Annotated in this window: 17 protein-coding genes; 16 read left to right on the top strand and 1 reads right to left on the bottom strand. The window is 55.0% G+C overall.

Annotated features, from left to right (window positions below):
- The first annotated feature begins 169 nt into the window (after positions 1 to 169).
- From PVW46_RS14365 to PVW46_RS14310, 13 genes are all read left to right on the top strand, one after another.
- The gene (locus tag PVW46_RS14365; protein WP_069208298.1) at positions 170 to 1,294 is read left to right on the top strand and encodes a site-specific integrase; all 1,125 of its coding nucleotides are present in this window, start codon (positions 170 to 172) and stop codon (positions 1,292 to 1,294) included.
- A 106-nt stretch (positions 1,295 to 1,400) separates the two neighbouring features.
- Entirely contained in the window at positions 1,401 to 1,589 is a 189-nt protein-coding gene (locus PVW46_RS28765; protein ID WP_065327152.1) for a helix-turn-helix domain-containing protein, read from the top strand.
- Positions 1,589 to 2,002 (top strand): hypothetical protein, encoded by a 414-nt coding sequence (locus PVW46_RS14360; RefSeq protein ID WP_069208299.1) that lies wholly within the window; start codon positions 1,589 to 1,591, stop codon positions 2,000 to 2,002. Before PVW46_RS28765 ends, PVW46_RS14360 begins: the two co-directional genes overlap by 1 nt.
- 182 nt (positions 2,003 to 2,184) lie before the next feature.
- Positions 2,185 to 2,424 carry a helix-turn-helix transcriptional regulator gene (locus PVW46_RS14355; RefSeq protein WP_139132236.1) on the top strand — a complete coding sequence of 80 codons (240 nt, stop codon included), beginning with the start codon at positions 2,185 to 2,187 and terminating at the stop codon, positions 2,422 to 2,424.
- A 1-nt stretch (position 2,425) separates the two neighbouring features.
- Complete coding sequence (locus tag PVW46_RS14350) at positions 2,426 to 4,702, top strand: VapE domain-containing protein (protein WP_083242173.1); 2,277 nt, start codon at positions 2,426 to 2,428, stop codon at positions 4,700 to 4,702.
- Between the two features lie 583 nt (positions 4,703 to 5,285).
- Positions 5,286 to 5,927 carry a hypothetical protein gene (locus PVW46_RS14345; RefSeq protein WP_069208301.1) on the top strand — a complete coding sequence of 214 codons (642 nt, stop codon included), beginning with the start codon at positions 5,286 to 5,288 and terminating at the stop codon, positions 5,925 to 5,927.
- A complete protein-coding gene (locus PVW46_RS14340) occupies positions 5,920 to 6,207 on the top strand; it encodes a hypothetical protein (RefSeq protein WP_069208302.1) in 288 nt (95 codons plus the stop codon). Before PVW46_RS14345 ends, PVW46_RS14340 begins: the two co-directional genes overlap by 8 nt.
- Positions 6,208 to 6,466: 259 nt before the next feature.
- Positions 6,467 to 6,901, top strand: coding sequence for a Shedu anti-phage system protein SduA domain-containing protein (locus PVW46_RS14335; protein ID WP_274576345.1), 435 nt, complete (start codon positions 6,467 to 6,469; stop codon positions 6,899 to 6,901).
- A 52-nt stretch (positions 6,902 to 6,953) separates the two neighbouring features.
- Positions 6,954 to 7,223 carry a hypothetical protein gene (locus PVW46_RS14330; protein ID WP_274576343.1) on the top strand — a complete coding sequence of 90 codons (270 nt, stop codon included), beginning with the start codon at positions 6,954 to 6,956 and terminating at the stop codon, positions 7,221 to 7,223.
- A gap of 215 nt (positions 7,224 to 7,438) precedes the next feature.
- Positions 7,439 to 7,813 carry a hypothetical protein gene (locus PVW46_RS14325; RefSeq protein ID WP_139132238.1) on the top strand — a complete coding sequence of 125 codons (375 nt, stop codon included), beginning with the start codon at positions 7,439 to 7,441 and terminating at the stop codon, positions 7,811 to 7,813.
- Between the two features lie 180 nt (positions 7,814 to 7,993).
- Entirely contained in the window at positions 7,994 to 8,653 is a 660-nt protein-coding gene (locus PVW46_RS14320; protein ID WP_069208303.1) for a hypothetical protein, read from the top strand.
- On the top strand, positions 8,650 to 9,102 hold the full coding sequence (locus tag PVW46_RS14315; protein ID WP_069208304.1) for a hypothetical protein: 453 nt from the start codon (positions 8,650 to 8,652) through the stop codon (positions 9,100 to 9,102). Before PVW46_RS14320 ends, PVW46_RS14315 begins: the two co-directional genes overlap by 4 nt.
- 159 nt (positions 9,103 to 9,261) lie before the next feature.
- Positions 9,262 to 9,621: a hypothetical protein gene (locus PVW46_RS14310; protein WP_069208305.1), complete on the top strand. Its 360-nt coding sequence runs from the start codon at positions 9,262 to 9,264 to the stop codon at positions 9,619 to 9,621.
- Between the two features lie 194 nt (positions 9,622 to 9,815).
- Here PVW46_RS14310 and PVW46_RS14305 read toward each other — a convergent pair whose 3' ends face one another.
- Positions 9,816 to 11,462 (bottom strand): DUF6119 family protein, encoded by a 1,647-nt coding sequence (locus tag PVW46_RS14305; RefSeq protein WP_083242175.1) that lies wholly within the window; start codon positions 11,460 to 11,462, stop codon positions 9,816 to 9,818.
- 204 nt (positions 11,463 to 11,666) lie between these two features.
- Between PVW46_RS14305 and PVW46_RS14300 the strand changes: the two genes are divergently transcribed.
- The 3 genes from PVW46_RS14300 to PVW46_RS14290 all read left to right on the top strand — a co-directional run bounded on the left by PVW46_RS14300 (position 11,667) and on the right by PVW46_RS14290 (position 14,611).
- On the top strand, positions 11,667 to 12,152 hold the full coding sequence (locus tag PVW46_RS14300; protein ID WP_069208306.1) for a hypothetical protein: 486 nt from the start codon (positions 11,667 to 11,669) through the stop codon (positions 12,150 to 12,152).
- A gap of 76 nt (positions 12,153 to 12,228) precedes the next feature.
- Entirely contained in the window at positions 12,229 to 13,551 is a 1,323-nt protein-coding gene (locus tag PVW46_RS14295; protein WP_274576337.1) for an ImmA/IrrE family metallo-endopeptidase, read from the top strand.
- The gene (locus tag PVW46_RS14290; protein WP_069208308.1) at positions 13,520 to 14,611 is read left to right on the top strand and encodes a beta family protein; all 1,092 of its coding nucleotides are present in this window, start codon (positions 13,520 to 13,522) and stop codon (positions 14,609 to 14,611) included. Before PVW46_RS14295 ends, PVW46_RS14290 begins: the two co-directional genes overlap by 32 nt.
- Positions 14,612 to 14,738: the final 127 nt, after the last annotated feature.

The following is a 14,738-nucleotide window of genomic DNA, read 5'->3' as shown; positions in this document are numbered from 1 at the left end:
TCGAACCTACGACCAATTGATTAACAGTCTGAGATTGCGAGCAAATCATGGTCCATTTGGCCTCATTCGGGGCGTACGACCCCTTGAAAACATAGCAATATCATCCCGGTAGCACCATCCAGGCCCACCTGGATCAATCGCAAACACTGTACTCGGGACTGTACTTTCCATGACCATATTCAAATTCACCGAGGCCCGTATCAGGGACCTCCCACTTGGCTCGGGCATCCATCGGGACACCGATGTGAAAGGGCTGATGTGCATCTGCCATAAGACCTGCAAGACCTTTGCCGTGCAAAGCGACGTCCGCCGGGAAAAGCGGCACGTTCGAACTGTGAGGGTCAAGATCGGACGGGCTGACCATATCCGACTGGCCGAGGCCAGAAATGAGGCCCGAATACTCATGGCCACGATCCAGTCCGGCGTTGATCCAACAGCGGGTCCGGAGTCCACCGGCATCACGTTAGAACAAGCCTTGAAAGAACACCTGAAGGAGCGGGAGCTTTCTGATGCCACGCTCAGGAATTACCAGTACCATATGGACAACTACCTTAGGCGTCTTCGGCGTCGTGCCGTGGCTGACATTACGCGTCAGGACTGCCGAGAGCTTATGGATCAGCTCACAAAGCGTCACGGCAAGACCACGGGTGGTTCGGTCATGCGCACCGTTCGAGCTCTTGTGAATACGGCCCGCCGCCATGACGAAACGATTGGGGCAAATCCCGTTGATGCCCTTCGTGTCCCTGCAACCCCCAAGCGGGAAGTCGGGGAATTGGACATGGCCGATTTCTGGTCCACAACCGAAGCCATGTCTCCCTTAATGCGTGACCTGCAACGGACGTTCCTTTTGACGGGTGCACGGAGAACTTCCCTGCTTGGTGTGAAATGTGCCGACTTCGATGCCGAGGCTGGCGTGCTGACTTTCACCCACATGAAAACGGGTGGAGCTTGGTCCTTCCCAACTGGCCGCTGGTTGACCGAAACCTTGAAGGCCAGAATGGCAGAGGACGAGCCTCTCAGCTCGCCCTGGCTTTGGCCGTCACCAGGGTCAGCCACAGGCCACGTTGCCGAGCCGAAGCGGGCTGGTGTTCCGTCTCCCCACGCACTTCGCCACCATGCCAGAACGATGATGATTGCCGCTAGTGTGCCATACGCAGAAGGGGCGCTTCTGTTGGGGCAACGGCTTCCAGGCGCCTCTGGCGGGTATGTGCACCAGACGCATTTGGTTGAAGCCCTTCGGCCCCATGCACAAGCCTTAGAGGATATGGTCTTGGCCAAGGCTGGTGTTGCCTGAATGATGGTACGATGCCTTAACACGTTGGCATATCGAGACCTCGCAAGCTGATAACCTGATTTCATCGCTGTCCATTTGGACGCACTTGGATATTGGAGTTATCAGCATGAGCAATCCACAAACTGACACCCCTTGGATGACAACCGAGGCCGCTGCCAAATACCTTTCGGTCTCGCCTGGCACCATGCACAATTGGCGTAGCAAGGGCACTGGCCCGTCTTACCGGACCGTTGGCCGAATTGTCCGTTATCACCGTGACGACCTGGATGCCTTCATGATGTCGGGGGCAGCGTAATGCGAACGATCACAGTCACCCAGCACCGAGACCCGGTGCCGGATTATTCCGACGAAGAAGACCGGTACGAGATGGCCAAGATGCTCTTGCAAGAGGCCAAATTGGACAGCACCGATCCGGTTGAGCAGGTGATTGAGGCCAGTTGGGCTGCGGGCTTCAACGGCTTTGACGATGCCTGTCTTCGATTGCTTGCCGAGTTTCTGGGTCTTTTCCCGATTGATTGGGTTGAAGATATGCAGGGGAAAATAACCGTTCAATTCGGCACCGCTTTGGATGCGATCAACTCGAATGCAGACAACGTGAATTTCTGGGAAAACGGATATTTGCGGGACGAAGCCGCAAGGCGTGAGCCGAACAGGTGGCGTGTCCATGAGGCGGAACTGGCAAAACAATTCCACCAGCATTTTACCTAAGGCCAACGGTCAGCTTCAAGGGTGAAGTTAAAGGTTTCCCTACGCCAGCGTTCGTTGCGTGCGGGTCAAGTGTTGGTATGCGGGGGAATTTGGGCACGGTATTGTTCTGATCGATAGACCGGATTGCCACAGCCGCCTAGCAGGACAATCCGGTCGATACTTTAGCATATAGGAGGCCTGCCATGCCTGAAAATGAAGATAACGCCCTCAAGCCTTCTGGCACACCATTGAAAGACCTTCTGACGACGAAGGAAGCCGCAGCCTTGACCGGGCATCCGGCAACCACGCTGATGGCCTTTCGCAATCGCCGCAACAACACCAAATACAAGAGTGCTGGTCCTGATTTCGTAAAGATTGGGACAGCCGTTTTCTATGAACGTTCTGTGATTGAGGCCTACAACGCGAATCGTGCGGGGGCTTGAAATGGGTGTTCATACCGATGCGTCGCAACTGACGCCCTTGCTGGCCAGTGGATACCAGCTCCTCCCTTTGCATAAGTTCTCGGCCGAAGATGAGGTCAAGGGCAAGCGACGTAAACGGGGCAAGTCCCCGATCGATAGCAACTGGATGAAGCGTCCCTATAAATCTCAAGACCAAATCAAGCACATGGAGGCGGGGAACAACGTGGGCGTTCGTCTGCGACCCTTTGAACTGGTCTTGGATGTGGACCCTCGGGGCTTCCCCGAAGGTGAGACACTTGCCACGGACAATCCATTCAAACGGCTCTGTGCAGACGTTGGCCTGAACATCAATGACTATTCGACCGTTGAGACCGGCTCTGGTGGCCTCCACATCTATATGACCAAGCCAGAGGCTATTTCCACCCGAGACAGTCTCAACGACCAATATCCCGGCGTCGAATTCAAAACGGTTGGTCGGCAAGTCGTCGCTCCGGGTTCGATCCACCCCGATACCTTGAAGACATATGTCTGGAAGGCTGGTACGCCCGAACTGGATGCTCTCGGTGCCGAAACTGCACCCAAGGCTCTTATCGATTTGATCCGAAGACCGTCAGGCAGCGTTGCAACTGGCGGGGGAGAGCACGATCAGGAAGAACTGGCTCAGATGCTTGAACATTTGGACCCAGCCGACTTTTCAGACCACGACGATTGGCTCGCTTTGATGCAAGCTTGCCACCATGCAACAGCAGGGGATGGGCGTCAGGAGTTTGTAGACTGGTGCACTCAGGACCCCGCATATGCGGATCACGGCACCCTTATCGGCATCCGATGGGATAGCCTTCACGCCGACAATGACGGCAATCGCATAACCTTCCGCACACTGCATAAACTGCTGCGTGATGCCGGGGCCGAAGACGCCATTCCCAGAACGCCGGCAGCAGATGATTTCGACGACGACCTGGAGGACCTGGCTACAAACGCACTACCTGCTCCCAAAAGGCGGCGGGTGCATGAAGGTGGTTTGATCGTCAACAAGAAGACCGGCGAAGCCCCCGACACACCCAAGAATGCCCTAAAGGCAATTACCGGCTCCAAGCTTGATCCAAGGTTTGACGAACTCAAGCAGCGGGTTGTTCTGATGGGTGAATTGCCCTGGGGTGAAGGCTATGGTCGTGTGCTGACTGACAAGTTGCTCTTGCTGGCCCGCACGTTCTTGATGGAACAGCACCAGCGTAAGGACTACCAGCCGTCGAAGGAAAACGTGCAGGATGCAATCACAACGGTTGCCTATTTCTACAAGTTCAACCCGATCTTGGACTATCTGGATAGCTTGACCTGGGATGGAACCAACCGGGTAAAAGACCTCTTCACAGACGCCTTTCAATGTGGTCGGGACGATTACACCGAAGCCGTCTCACGCTGCTTTATGGTCGGGGCCGTGGCTCGTCAAAGGCAACCGGGCTGCAAGCTGGACACGATGCCAGTCATCAAGGGGCCTCAAGGCTCTTTGAAATCTACGGGCATTCGGGACCTGTTTTCCCCGGATTGGTTCAGTGACGCAGAGCTTGGTGATCTTCGAAACAAAGATGCAGCTATGAACCTGGAAGGTGTCTGGGTCCACGAGTTTGCCGAATTGGCCGGTCTTCGGGCAAGTGACATGGACGTACTCAAAGCATTCATGTCCCGAGCCACAGACAGGTATCGGACCCCCTATGGTCGCAACACCGAGGATCATCAACGCCGTGTGGTATTTGCGGGCACTGTGAACGAAGGCGGATACCTTAGCGACCCAACGGGTGCACGGCGTTTCTGGCCGTTGGAAATGGCCTCTGGGTCCAGGGTTGATCTGGGCTGGATTGCCGAGCATCGGGACCAGCTCTGGGCCGAAGCAGATGCGTTGTTCAAATCGGGCATCGGTCACGTTTTGCCTGAACCTTTGTGGTCGATGGCAGCAGAACGCCAGGCAGACGAAACGGTTGATGATCCTTGGGTTGATAAGCTGGCTGAAATGCTCAGCAACCGGCAATCGGATAGGCAGGCCTTTGAGGCTGGCACGGGTGACTACGCTGAGGAAATGATCGATGGGGAGCGGGTTGCCTCTCCGTTGCGTGAGCCTCCCCCCGCCGGCAAGGTGCATACCCAGGACCTACTCAGCTATCTTTGCTTGGAAAGCGACCGGCAGAATAAGGGCCATGCGCAGCGCATAAGGCGGGCCATGGAGGTACTTGGCTGGAAGCACAGACGGAGCGTTAGGTTGGGTGGTCGTGTTTCGGCAGGGTATGTCCGAGCCGATGGGTGATGCTCTGGCAATCGGAGCGTATCAATTCGGTCACGGCGTAGACGGTCGTAGATCTTCGTTGATCTTAAGCCGTGGCTCTAAGGCCTTGTTTTGGAAGGCTTGTAGACGATGTAGATCATGTAGATCTTAAAGCTGTATATCTTGGTAGAATAAGCCGATTAGGCATAGGGCACGGACCAGGGCACAGGGGCAATATGCAATCCGGATATATATAGCGAAAACGGTCTACGACGATCTACATTGTCTACAAGGCTATAAAAACAATGCGTTACGTAAAGCCCCAAAAAATGCTTTGTAGACGTAGAATTCCTCCCGCTTGGAAGACCAGGACTGCACAACGTTGTGAGCCGGCACACTCCCTTGTAAATCGCTGGCATACGGCTCCAACGGAACACGACATTCTGACCTCGAACGGCAACGAGGATGCTGTCCGTGAAAAAAACGAAGCCATCAGCCCGCACAGATAGGCCGGCCCAATGATACTGAATTGGGCGTTCTGGCGTCTGGGGCGTGAATGACTTCAAGGGCTTAATCGGCACCTTCCTCAGCCAAGCACAGTGATGAAGACAGAATAGGCACCCAAATGAGCTTGATGAGGATGAACCGGATCAAACCGGCCAGTGACCCGCGGATGCCTTCCAAGATTGCAGCAATCACCCGCCCCATCTACGGCGAGAAGGGGGACGAGTTTCTGCTCTATCTCCGTCAGTTCGGCCACATCACCTATGCGGCCAACATGACTGGCTTGACCCGGCGGACCTTCTATGACCGGCGTGCAAAACATCCTGACTTTGCGGAGGCTTGGGACGAGGCCCTGGCAGCTTTCGAGGAAGAATTGACCATGCGAGTGGTCCAGACGGCCTTGGAGATGGGGACTGGCAAATGGGTTCAGTGTTTCGATCCTGAGACGGGTGAACCCGAGTTGGACGACGACTTCGAGCCGGTTTACCGCTTCGAGACGGCCAGCGTCGATCCCCGTGTCCTGAACAAGCTCCTATCCCTGCGGATGAGTTCCGTGGATGGACCTGCCCAAACCAATGTCCAGATCAACAATTCCACGAGCGTTCAAACCTCCTTGCCAGCCAAACCAAAGCTGGTTCAGCCGGAAGGGGCTGTACGGAGGCCCGTGGTGACCGAAACAGTCTCGGGTAAGCGACACGATACGATCGACGCCGAAGTCGTCCAGGGGACGCCACAGGAGACCGGGGGAACATCTGATGACTGACCATTCGTCCCAAATCACGTTCGTGCGGCCCGGAGGTGTAGCTACCAAGGTCTTTGCCGATGGCGCCGAAACCATGCGTGTTTGCCTCGGCTATCTGCACGATCCTGACGATGGCGTGTTGGCCGAGATGAATGCCAACCGCGATCCTGTTCCCTGGCAATCCGCCAAGGTGAGAGACGAAGCAATCGGGGCAGTCGAGAGACGCAAGGACCTTGAGGATGAAACCCGCACTCAATTGGTCGAATGGATCGTAGCCACGCCCTATTTTGAGGACCACTAACTATCGAAGGCAAGTCGCACCTTCCTTCGTTTAGAACGTTGACCTAACTTGGAATTCAGGGTGTGCTGTGGGGCGAAGTGAAAGATCGTCAGTAGCCCAGACCAAGTTGTGTTGCGAGATGTGCAAAAGTTCACTTCCTGCTAATGATTGCAATGTGTTGAGAGCCTTTAGGCCCTGTGCGATAGTCTCAACCAAAAAAAGTGGGTTCTTTTTGATGAGCACTTCAACCAACGAGGACCTTAAGTCCCAGTATCTCAGCTTGCTTGACGAGGAGCGTAAAGAGCAAGTTTATCAAGACTTTATTGAGCAGCATACAGGATTGATCCCGCGGATGTTCGTGCAAAACCACGGCGTTCATTTTGGACTCGTTCTTCGAAAATTGCCATTTGGCGCCGATTACAAATCAGATTTCTTCTTTTTCTCGAAAAGCAGCATCGATTGGCACGCTGTCCTCATTGAGATAGAGAACCCGTCTTCCCGATACTTTAAGCCCAATAGCAACGAAATCAGTTCGGAATTTCAGAAAGCCATCCACCAGATAAAGACTTGGGAGGCTTGGCTAAATGACCAAGCCAACGCAGCTGGATTTCTAGCATCGTTGATGCGCACTGCAAGTTCCAGCGCACATGGCAAGACACCCCACTACGTTCAAGTTTGTATTAGTACATGGGCGCAGAGCCGAAATCGAAAATAGTCTGCAGCGAAAGCAACTGATTAAGTCGTATGAAACCCCCAACTTCAAGATCATGTCATTCGACAGTCTGGCGGAAAACTTGAACGGAAATTGCGCTTTGAATATCGGGGTGCGTCACAACGAGTTTATCGATGTTATTGGCGATGAAATCTGTGATGGCCAAATGGTAGCATGGATGGAACCTACGCATTTACGGGTGAGCAAGGCATTGCATGACGTTTTGAAGGCAGGTTCTGTCGCGCCAAAACAAGTGTCGATGCGAAACGGAAAACCCGTTGATACTTGGGTCAAGGCATCTGAAACCATTAGGGTACGGAAGTGAGCGTCAAGCCAACGATCAGTATCGGGCGATAACTATAGTCGTTGCAGTTCTCGGTACAGTACTTGGTGTCACCGCTGGAATCCAAGTATTTGATTTCAAATTTATCTTTGGGGAAGGCTCTATTGATCCAATGTCAGAGGGGTAGCTTGCTGGCTTACTTGCCTTCGAGATAACGGCACGATGGCCTAGACGCTAATGACGCCCGAGAACCCCGAATGAGTGAACCAGAGACACGTCCAATTCCGCCCTTGCCTGCGCATCGGTATTACAAAACGCAGGAGCTTGCTGACGCACTGGTGGCGGAAGCGCTGGATGACTTTCCACCGCTTCCCAATTCTACCATGAGGGCAAACACAGTCCGCCTGCTGGCTGGCATGTACTACGTCCACGGAAGCATGGCCTTCCCCCGCGGATGGGTGACACCGGCAATGCAAGCCTTCATCGAAAGAGGTATTGATTGTCCCAACGCAAGATGTTGGCGGTCTTATCGGTCTGACCTGAAAGACAACCCTGGTCAGTTTCTGAATAATCCCGGCGTTCCAACCGATCTTCTCCGTCAAATGGAACTCGACCTCATGGGCGCGACCTGAGCCAGCATTTCACGTTCGGTAGCCAAACGCTGGTCCCCCATGCCGGACAGAAGCGGCATCGTGTGATCGTGCCAGGCAGTTTCCTCCTTTTCTTGTCTGGGCAAAATACGGACGGCTGAGGCGCTTTGGCGGTTTCGACCTTGGCCGTCCGCTCCCCGACGACAACGAACCGAGGATGCTATGGACAAGAACGAATTGGACAAACGGATTGCCGAATTGAAAGCTGAGCGGGAACGCCTGAACGGGGAACTCGACAAAGCCCGCATCGAAGCCCGTGACGCCATGATTGCGGGGAAGAAACCCGGTGGAACCGCAGCCGCGTTGGCTGAACGGATCGCTATCGTGGACGATGCCTTGGCCGAGCTTCAAGACCGCAGCCGAGGGGCTGCCGAGAGTGCCGAACGGAACAACCGCCGGCGTCGTGCCGAGGCCGCACTTGATGCCACATCAAAGCGGGCCAAACTCGCTGCTGCGGTGGACGAAGCCCTGAATGCCCTGGCGTCTACATGGGATGCTTACGCCGATGCCCTGCGCAAGGACGTTGGGCAGGTTTCGGGTGCCGGTGGCGACCTGACCGCTGTGGAACGGGCACTCACGAACAATCGGGCCGCTGAACCCCTGGTGAAGGCCCTGATCCAGTCTGGCGGCATCAAGCTCGCCCGCACCTTTGGCATCGATACCCCGATCAGGGAACGCCACGCTATTTCTCTCGGCGATGCCGAGGCACGGGTAGCCGAAAGCCTCCGGGTCGAATTGCTCCGCATCAAGGCATCATCCCCGCAACCCTACGTGTCCCGCGAGGCACAAGCCGAACTGGAAAAGATGGAGGCCACACGATGAGTCAGGAAGGACAACGCCACGCCGAAGAACTGGCGCGGCTGGAAGCACGCAAGAAAGACCTAGAAGACGCTTTGATGCGGTTGGCCCGTGATGAAGCCGAAGCCCAGGAAGTCGCTGAACTGGCCCACGAGGTCGAACAGCTTGAAAACGAAGTTGAGTCCGCCCGAGCGGTGGCCAAACGGGCGAACTTGCCCATTGAGGAGAAGACCATGACCAAAGATGTGCGTAAGGCAGCACGGCAGAACCGTGAAGCCGCCGAAACTCAACTCGATACGCTGGCCAAATCGATGCAGCAGGACGGCGAAACCTTCGAGAAAGCCTACCTGCGAGCGCTTGATACTGATATGGGCAAGGCGCTGATGCAGACCCGTGACGATGCTCAGGAACTGGAGCGGGGCGGCATCACCAGCATGGATGTGGCCGACGCACACAAACGCCTGAGCGTCTAAACACCTACAAATTCGGAAGACTATCGGCCCTCGTCATCATTTGGCGGGGGCTTTTTTCGCTTCTTTATGATGAAAAGGTTAACAATTGAGTGCGCCACCAAGACGCTGAGTTAATGTTTAGCGAACATACCCAAGGCTCCAAGAAAAAGGAGACATTGGATGCCCATGAAAATTGAACAAATTACCGATCTTGAGAGCTTTGAGCACATTCGTTTTGTGTTCACGTTGCCTAAGAGTGCTTTGCGAATTAACCCAAATATTATCAAAGGCGTAACATTAGACCTAAGGACAAAATTTGACAGGGAAGAATACTATCTGATGGGCCTGACGCACACACTGACTTCGCAATATGGGGGGCACCTTGGTTCCGCCTTGTTCGAACCGCTTATTGAAAGCATTGCCGAAGAAGAACGTGCTTTTGGCGGCGACGGCATCAGCGAAGAACTCGCCCAAGAAATTCGTCGAGATTTAGAAGTCGCAATACTTGAACGGCACAGTCCTCCTGAAAAAGCTGCATGAGAACTTGAAAGAATGAACCCGTCTGGCCAGTGTCAGGCGGGTTTGGACACCATGAAGCTCGAAATCTGGTTCAAAAACCCTACAAAACAGTACTTCCGCCAGTGCTTGAACGATAAGGCATTGATGTACCACTATTAAATCAAGACCTTAAGGCGCCAGACTCTTTCATTGAATATCAGATGTGAGAGAGTGCTCTACTCGTCTTCGCCAGCCTCCGCATCTGAAGCGGGCTTTTGAATGAGCTCCAACGCAACGGGAATGCCGAACTCCTCCAGTCGTTTGACGGCGGCTTGCAGGCTGACCTTGGAGAAAAACGGCAAACCCAATGATCCGTCTTTGTATGGTTTCCTCATTATGCCGTACACTACCTTGAAGTCTGTTCGAATGGGCTTCTGAGCCGCCATCGGCAAAAGTTCCTCAAACGCCGTGCCGCCTGCCTTTTTGTCGCTCTCACTTTTGACAATTCTACGAAGTTTCACCTTAAAATCGTGATCGGTCAAAAACGCTTCAGCACTCACAACTCCCTGAGACCAGAGATGGCTTATTGATCCGGACGAATGTCCGTCTTTGAGGTGGATGAATTCGCGCGATGCGGAGAAGAAATCGCATGGCTCCAAGTTGCCGTATTTTACCCCTTTCGGGTTGATTTTCTGTTGGTCCAGTTTCAGAAGATCGTCACGTGTATTCACAAGCTCTTCGATTAGAGTTCGTTCGTTCAAGCACGTGGTCGGCCCCACGATATTAACTTTCTCGAGGGCGTCGTAAGCCTCGTCTACTTCGGCCTTGAAATCCTGATCGACACAATACCAGCACCCTGCAAACAGCACGTAATGTTTTTCGTTGCCGTTTTCCCCAAGAGAGGTTTCGAAAATGAAGCAGTCATAAACTTTCCATTTTTGATCGAACTTCTCTTCGTTGTCCTTCTTTGCTGAGATATAGTGCTTTTCTTTGAGCTCGATCACCTCACCGTCAAAATCGCACCGATTTAGTTCATCAACATAATCCTCTATTGAGAGGCTTTCAAAATCGGAGCCGTTACTTCCGAAGCCATTGTAGTGAAGTTGATTCCCCTCAGTGTAATCGACGATTTCTGGAGGCGACATGTGCAGATCGGCGTTCTCTCCCGCTCGCAACTTGTCCAGCGCTTCAAATAGCTTTTCATCCAATTGGGCGATCACGTCCTTTTCGGAGACCATCTGCATGCGATCAACCCACGAAAAATCCGCCTTATAGTCCTCTAGGAGATACATAGCCAGCATTCTGTCACACAACGCTTGTACTTGGTCTGGTTTATCCTTTGCGATTACTTTCAGGGCATCCTTGCCCGCTACAAATTGTGCGAAGTCCTTGTCCTTAGGTGTGCCTGCCGCCACCCTAGCAAGGTCTCGGTACATATCGACACCGAATGCTTGCAAGTCGCTATCCTTGCTGGTTTGAACTCGTTTTTGGACAGTCACGGCATCAGGTGTTGCCGTGTCCAAACTGCGTAGTTGTTCGCGTGAAACAGCATTGAGTGTGACTTTCAGGCCAAACTGCCTAACGAACGCGTCATCATTTAATGCGATGTGCACATGGCCGAAACAGATCGCTAGTATCCTTCCCCCACTTGGCACAAACAGAGCGGCACCAGCACCACTGGCAAAAAGGTCGCCAGGAAGATCAGGGCTGCCGGTTCGAATAAAGTCTGTCCAGCCTGGCGGGTTATTGTAAATTTGACCAACATAGAGGGTCGCGCCGTCAATACTTTCCCAAGGCCGTTGTTCAAGTTCGCGGGGTTCTCCCGGTGCAAAGCTTGGTCCAAATGCGGTTGCTGCGGTTCGTCCTGCTCGGAGTAGGCGCATGTTGAATTGGTAGTGTTTTACTCGCGGCAATGGCGGCCTCCAAATGCTTCGATGGTACCTCGTTGTGCGAAGAATACAATGTGAGATTGAGCAAATTCTACCTGAGAATTAACACTGGCATCTTTCCATGTTTTCAGGGGGGGGGGCGCGGGGAGTCTGCTTCCCGACAACATAGGATCATCAAAGCTGAAAAGGAGACCTGCTATGACCACCTATGTTGCAACTGCCCCTGACGGATCGGAACATACCCGCAAGACGGATCGAACCTATTCTCACGCTGTTCTGCTGGATGGCAAAGACGGCTGGACAGCAGTGGGTTTCTGCGGTCGTCTTGACCTCGCCCAAAAGAAGCAAGGCGAGCATCCGGGCAGTATCTTTGTCGAAGTCAGAGAACTCGGGGCTACCGATGCTGACGAGACCAAGACCGAGGCTGCCGAAGACGCCGAACAGGCCAACCATACGGCGGAGGATGCAGCCGAGACCGACAAGCCGAAGCTGACGATAAGCCGCCTCACTGAAAAGCTGCTGATGGATGAGAATTTGGGTTATGCGGCGATTGTGGATCAGGTTGTGGCCGAGTTTCCCTGTGCCAAGACCACAACACGCTCGGTCGCGTCTGTAGCGGCTGGTATGCGAAAGAAGGGTTTCGACGTCCCAATGCGCCGCAAGGCGAAATCAGAAGGGAACTGACCGTTGGCTCTTGCACCCAACTTATTCGTTGTGTACTTGCCCACAACAGATAAGTTGGGTACGTTGAGGCATGGCAATGAACGGAATCACCCTTAACGAGAAGGAGGCGCGGGAAACACGCGCCCGTATTTCTCGTCTGACCGAGGCACTGAACTCGGAGCACGCGATGGAGCCGGTTGTTGCCGGACTGCCGCCTGAGGTGGTTTCTCAAGTCTCGCGCATGATGAAGGCCGAGCGCGAGCGCCTGACCTACGCGGTCGAGGCCTACGAAGAGGCCAAAGAAACTCAGAAGCCAACGGCACTCAAGAACCTCGTCAACCACGAACCGGGCCTGATGCTGATCGTCGCGAGAATAGCCAACGGTTACTCGCAGAAAGACCTGGCTTGGCGCCTCGGAGTGAAGGAACAGCAGGTCCAGCGTTGGGAAGCTGAGCGATACGCCCAGATCAGTCTCAAGAATTATAACCGTGTCGCGGCGCTGCTCGGTGTTCGCCTGACTGCCGACATGCCCGACCAACCTGCCTTCCGAGGGCTGGACAAAGTGATCGACGGGGTCTCGAGATCGGAAATCAAGAAAATCCTCAAGCATGGACGCGAGAACGGCTGGTTCGCCGAAGACTTCACCGAGGCTGAGCTTCGCCGCTACATCGCCGAGAACCGGATCGACTTCGGAAGCCCGGGGCTTCTCCGAACTGGCCTCAACGTTGTGGATCACACCGAAGACGTCCTGCTCCATGCTTGGCGCGCCAGGGTCACAGCTAGGGCGCGCGAGGCTTTCGCAGGCGTCGAGGACATTCATGAGCCGCTTGAACTCAAGTGGATGCCCGAACTGGTCCGTCTGAGCAATGATCCCCGCGGACCGCTCCGGGCAGTGGAAGTGCTCGCCATTCGTGGAATCGTCTTGATCGTGGAACCGCAGGTCCCTGGCCTTAAGATCGACGGCGCGGCGTTCATCGTGGATGGGAGACCGGTCGTCGGAATGACCGTCAGGACCGACACGGTGGACAACTTCTGGTTCACGCTGATGCACGAACTTGCCCACGTCACGCTTCACTTCTCTACCGGGCTGGCCGTAGGCTTTTACGATCAGACAGACCAAGAGACATCGGTCGATGAACAGGAGGAGGAGGCCAACCGCTTCGCCTCTAATTTGCTCATCCCAGAAGAACGCTGGCGGCGTTCTACCGCTCGCATTGCGAAGTCGGCTGCGGTCATCGAGCGCTTCGCCAATGAGCTAGGTATCCATCCGGCGATTGTGTTCGGGCGGATACGCAAGGAACGGGGCGAGTGGTCCCTGTTCGCAAACAAGATCGGGAGGAATACCGTGAGGAAACTGTTTGTGGGCGAAGCCCAGAAAGGAAAGAGTGATGCTCCCATACTACCCGGCTCTCAGGGCTAAACCCGGCGAGTTCGCTGCCTGCGGTAGGCTGGCCGCCCGTTATCAGGGACACGTGTGCCCTCGCTTCGTGGTGCCGCCTCCTACCGAGTCAGACCCCGAAAAGGGGCGCGTACCCACGTTGGACGAGATCGCCTACATGATGGGGGAGCGCCTCGGAAAGAGCTGGCCCCATCGGCGTGCGTTTCTTGACCCGCAACTGGCCGCGGCGGCCCTGGGCGACGAGGGTGTGGCGACGCTCTTCCGCATCGCCACGGCGGTAAACTCCCGCCTGCTTCCCGTTCTGACTGTTGCCGATCTGAGCAACCCCGCTCGGCAGGGCCTCATTCGGGGCGGCGACGTGCGGGCAGGCATCTACATGGACTTCGAGGAAGTTGATCCCGCTGCCCTGGTCAAGGCGGTGGAAAAGGCGGGCGTCCGGCCGGAACAGTGTGTCCTCTTCGTAGACTTCACCGGGGCGCCCCTGGGCGCTGACTTCGCGCCTGCCATCGGCGAAATTTTCGATCAACTGGATGGCGCGGCTCGGTGGAGCAAGATCGTCTATCAGGCGTCGGCTTACCCAGACAAGCTGCCGGTCGGTGCCAACGAGCGCACATTGATCGCCAGGGCGGAGTGGACAACCTTCCAAGCGGCACTGAAAGAGACTGGCGTCCAATCGGATCGACTGGCCTACGGTGACTTCGGCGCGGATTGCGGGCGTATGGTGTTCCCGAAGGGCAAGGGAGGCGGAAGGCCGAGGCCGCACCTGCGCTACACCGGCAAGACCCACACCTTGGTGGTCAGGGGCAGCGACTCGGGAGCCTTTACGCCGACGATGCGCGACGTCTGCAAGCAGATCATCGAGAGCAAGGAGTACAGCGGCAGGGGCTTCTCACCTGCGGACGACCGCATCTGGCGAAACGCGAAGGGGCTGACCGATACTTGCGGCGATGCGACTGGCTGGCGGGAACTGAACACAGCGCACCACTTGGTCAGGATCGTTCGGGACTTGGGAGCCATGTCGGGCATCGAGTTCGAGGAAGATGCCGTCGCAGAGTACTCAGAGCAGGGAGCTCTCTTCTAAGTACCGACAGGAGCAGTTTTTTCGCTCGAATACAGTGCTCATTCGGTACTTGATGTAGCTCGCACCTGGCTGCGGTTAGCCTAAGTGCTTGTTTTTTATGGCTCCGGCGGTAGGGATCGAACCTACG

Source organism: Mameliella sp. AT18 (genome assembly GCF_028807275.1).
Lineage (GTDB): Bacteria > Pseudomonadota > Alphaproteobacteria > Rhodobacterales > Rhodobacteraceae > Antarctobacter > Antarctobacter albus.
This window is presented reverse-complemented; position numbering and strand designations above follow the sequence as displayed.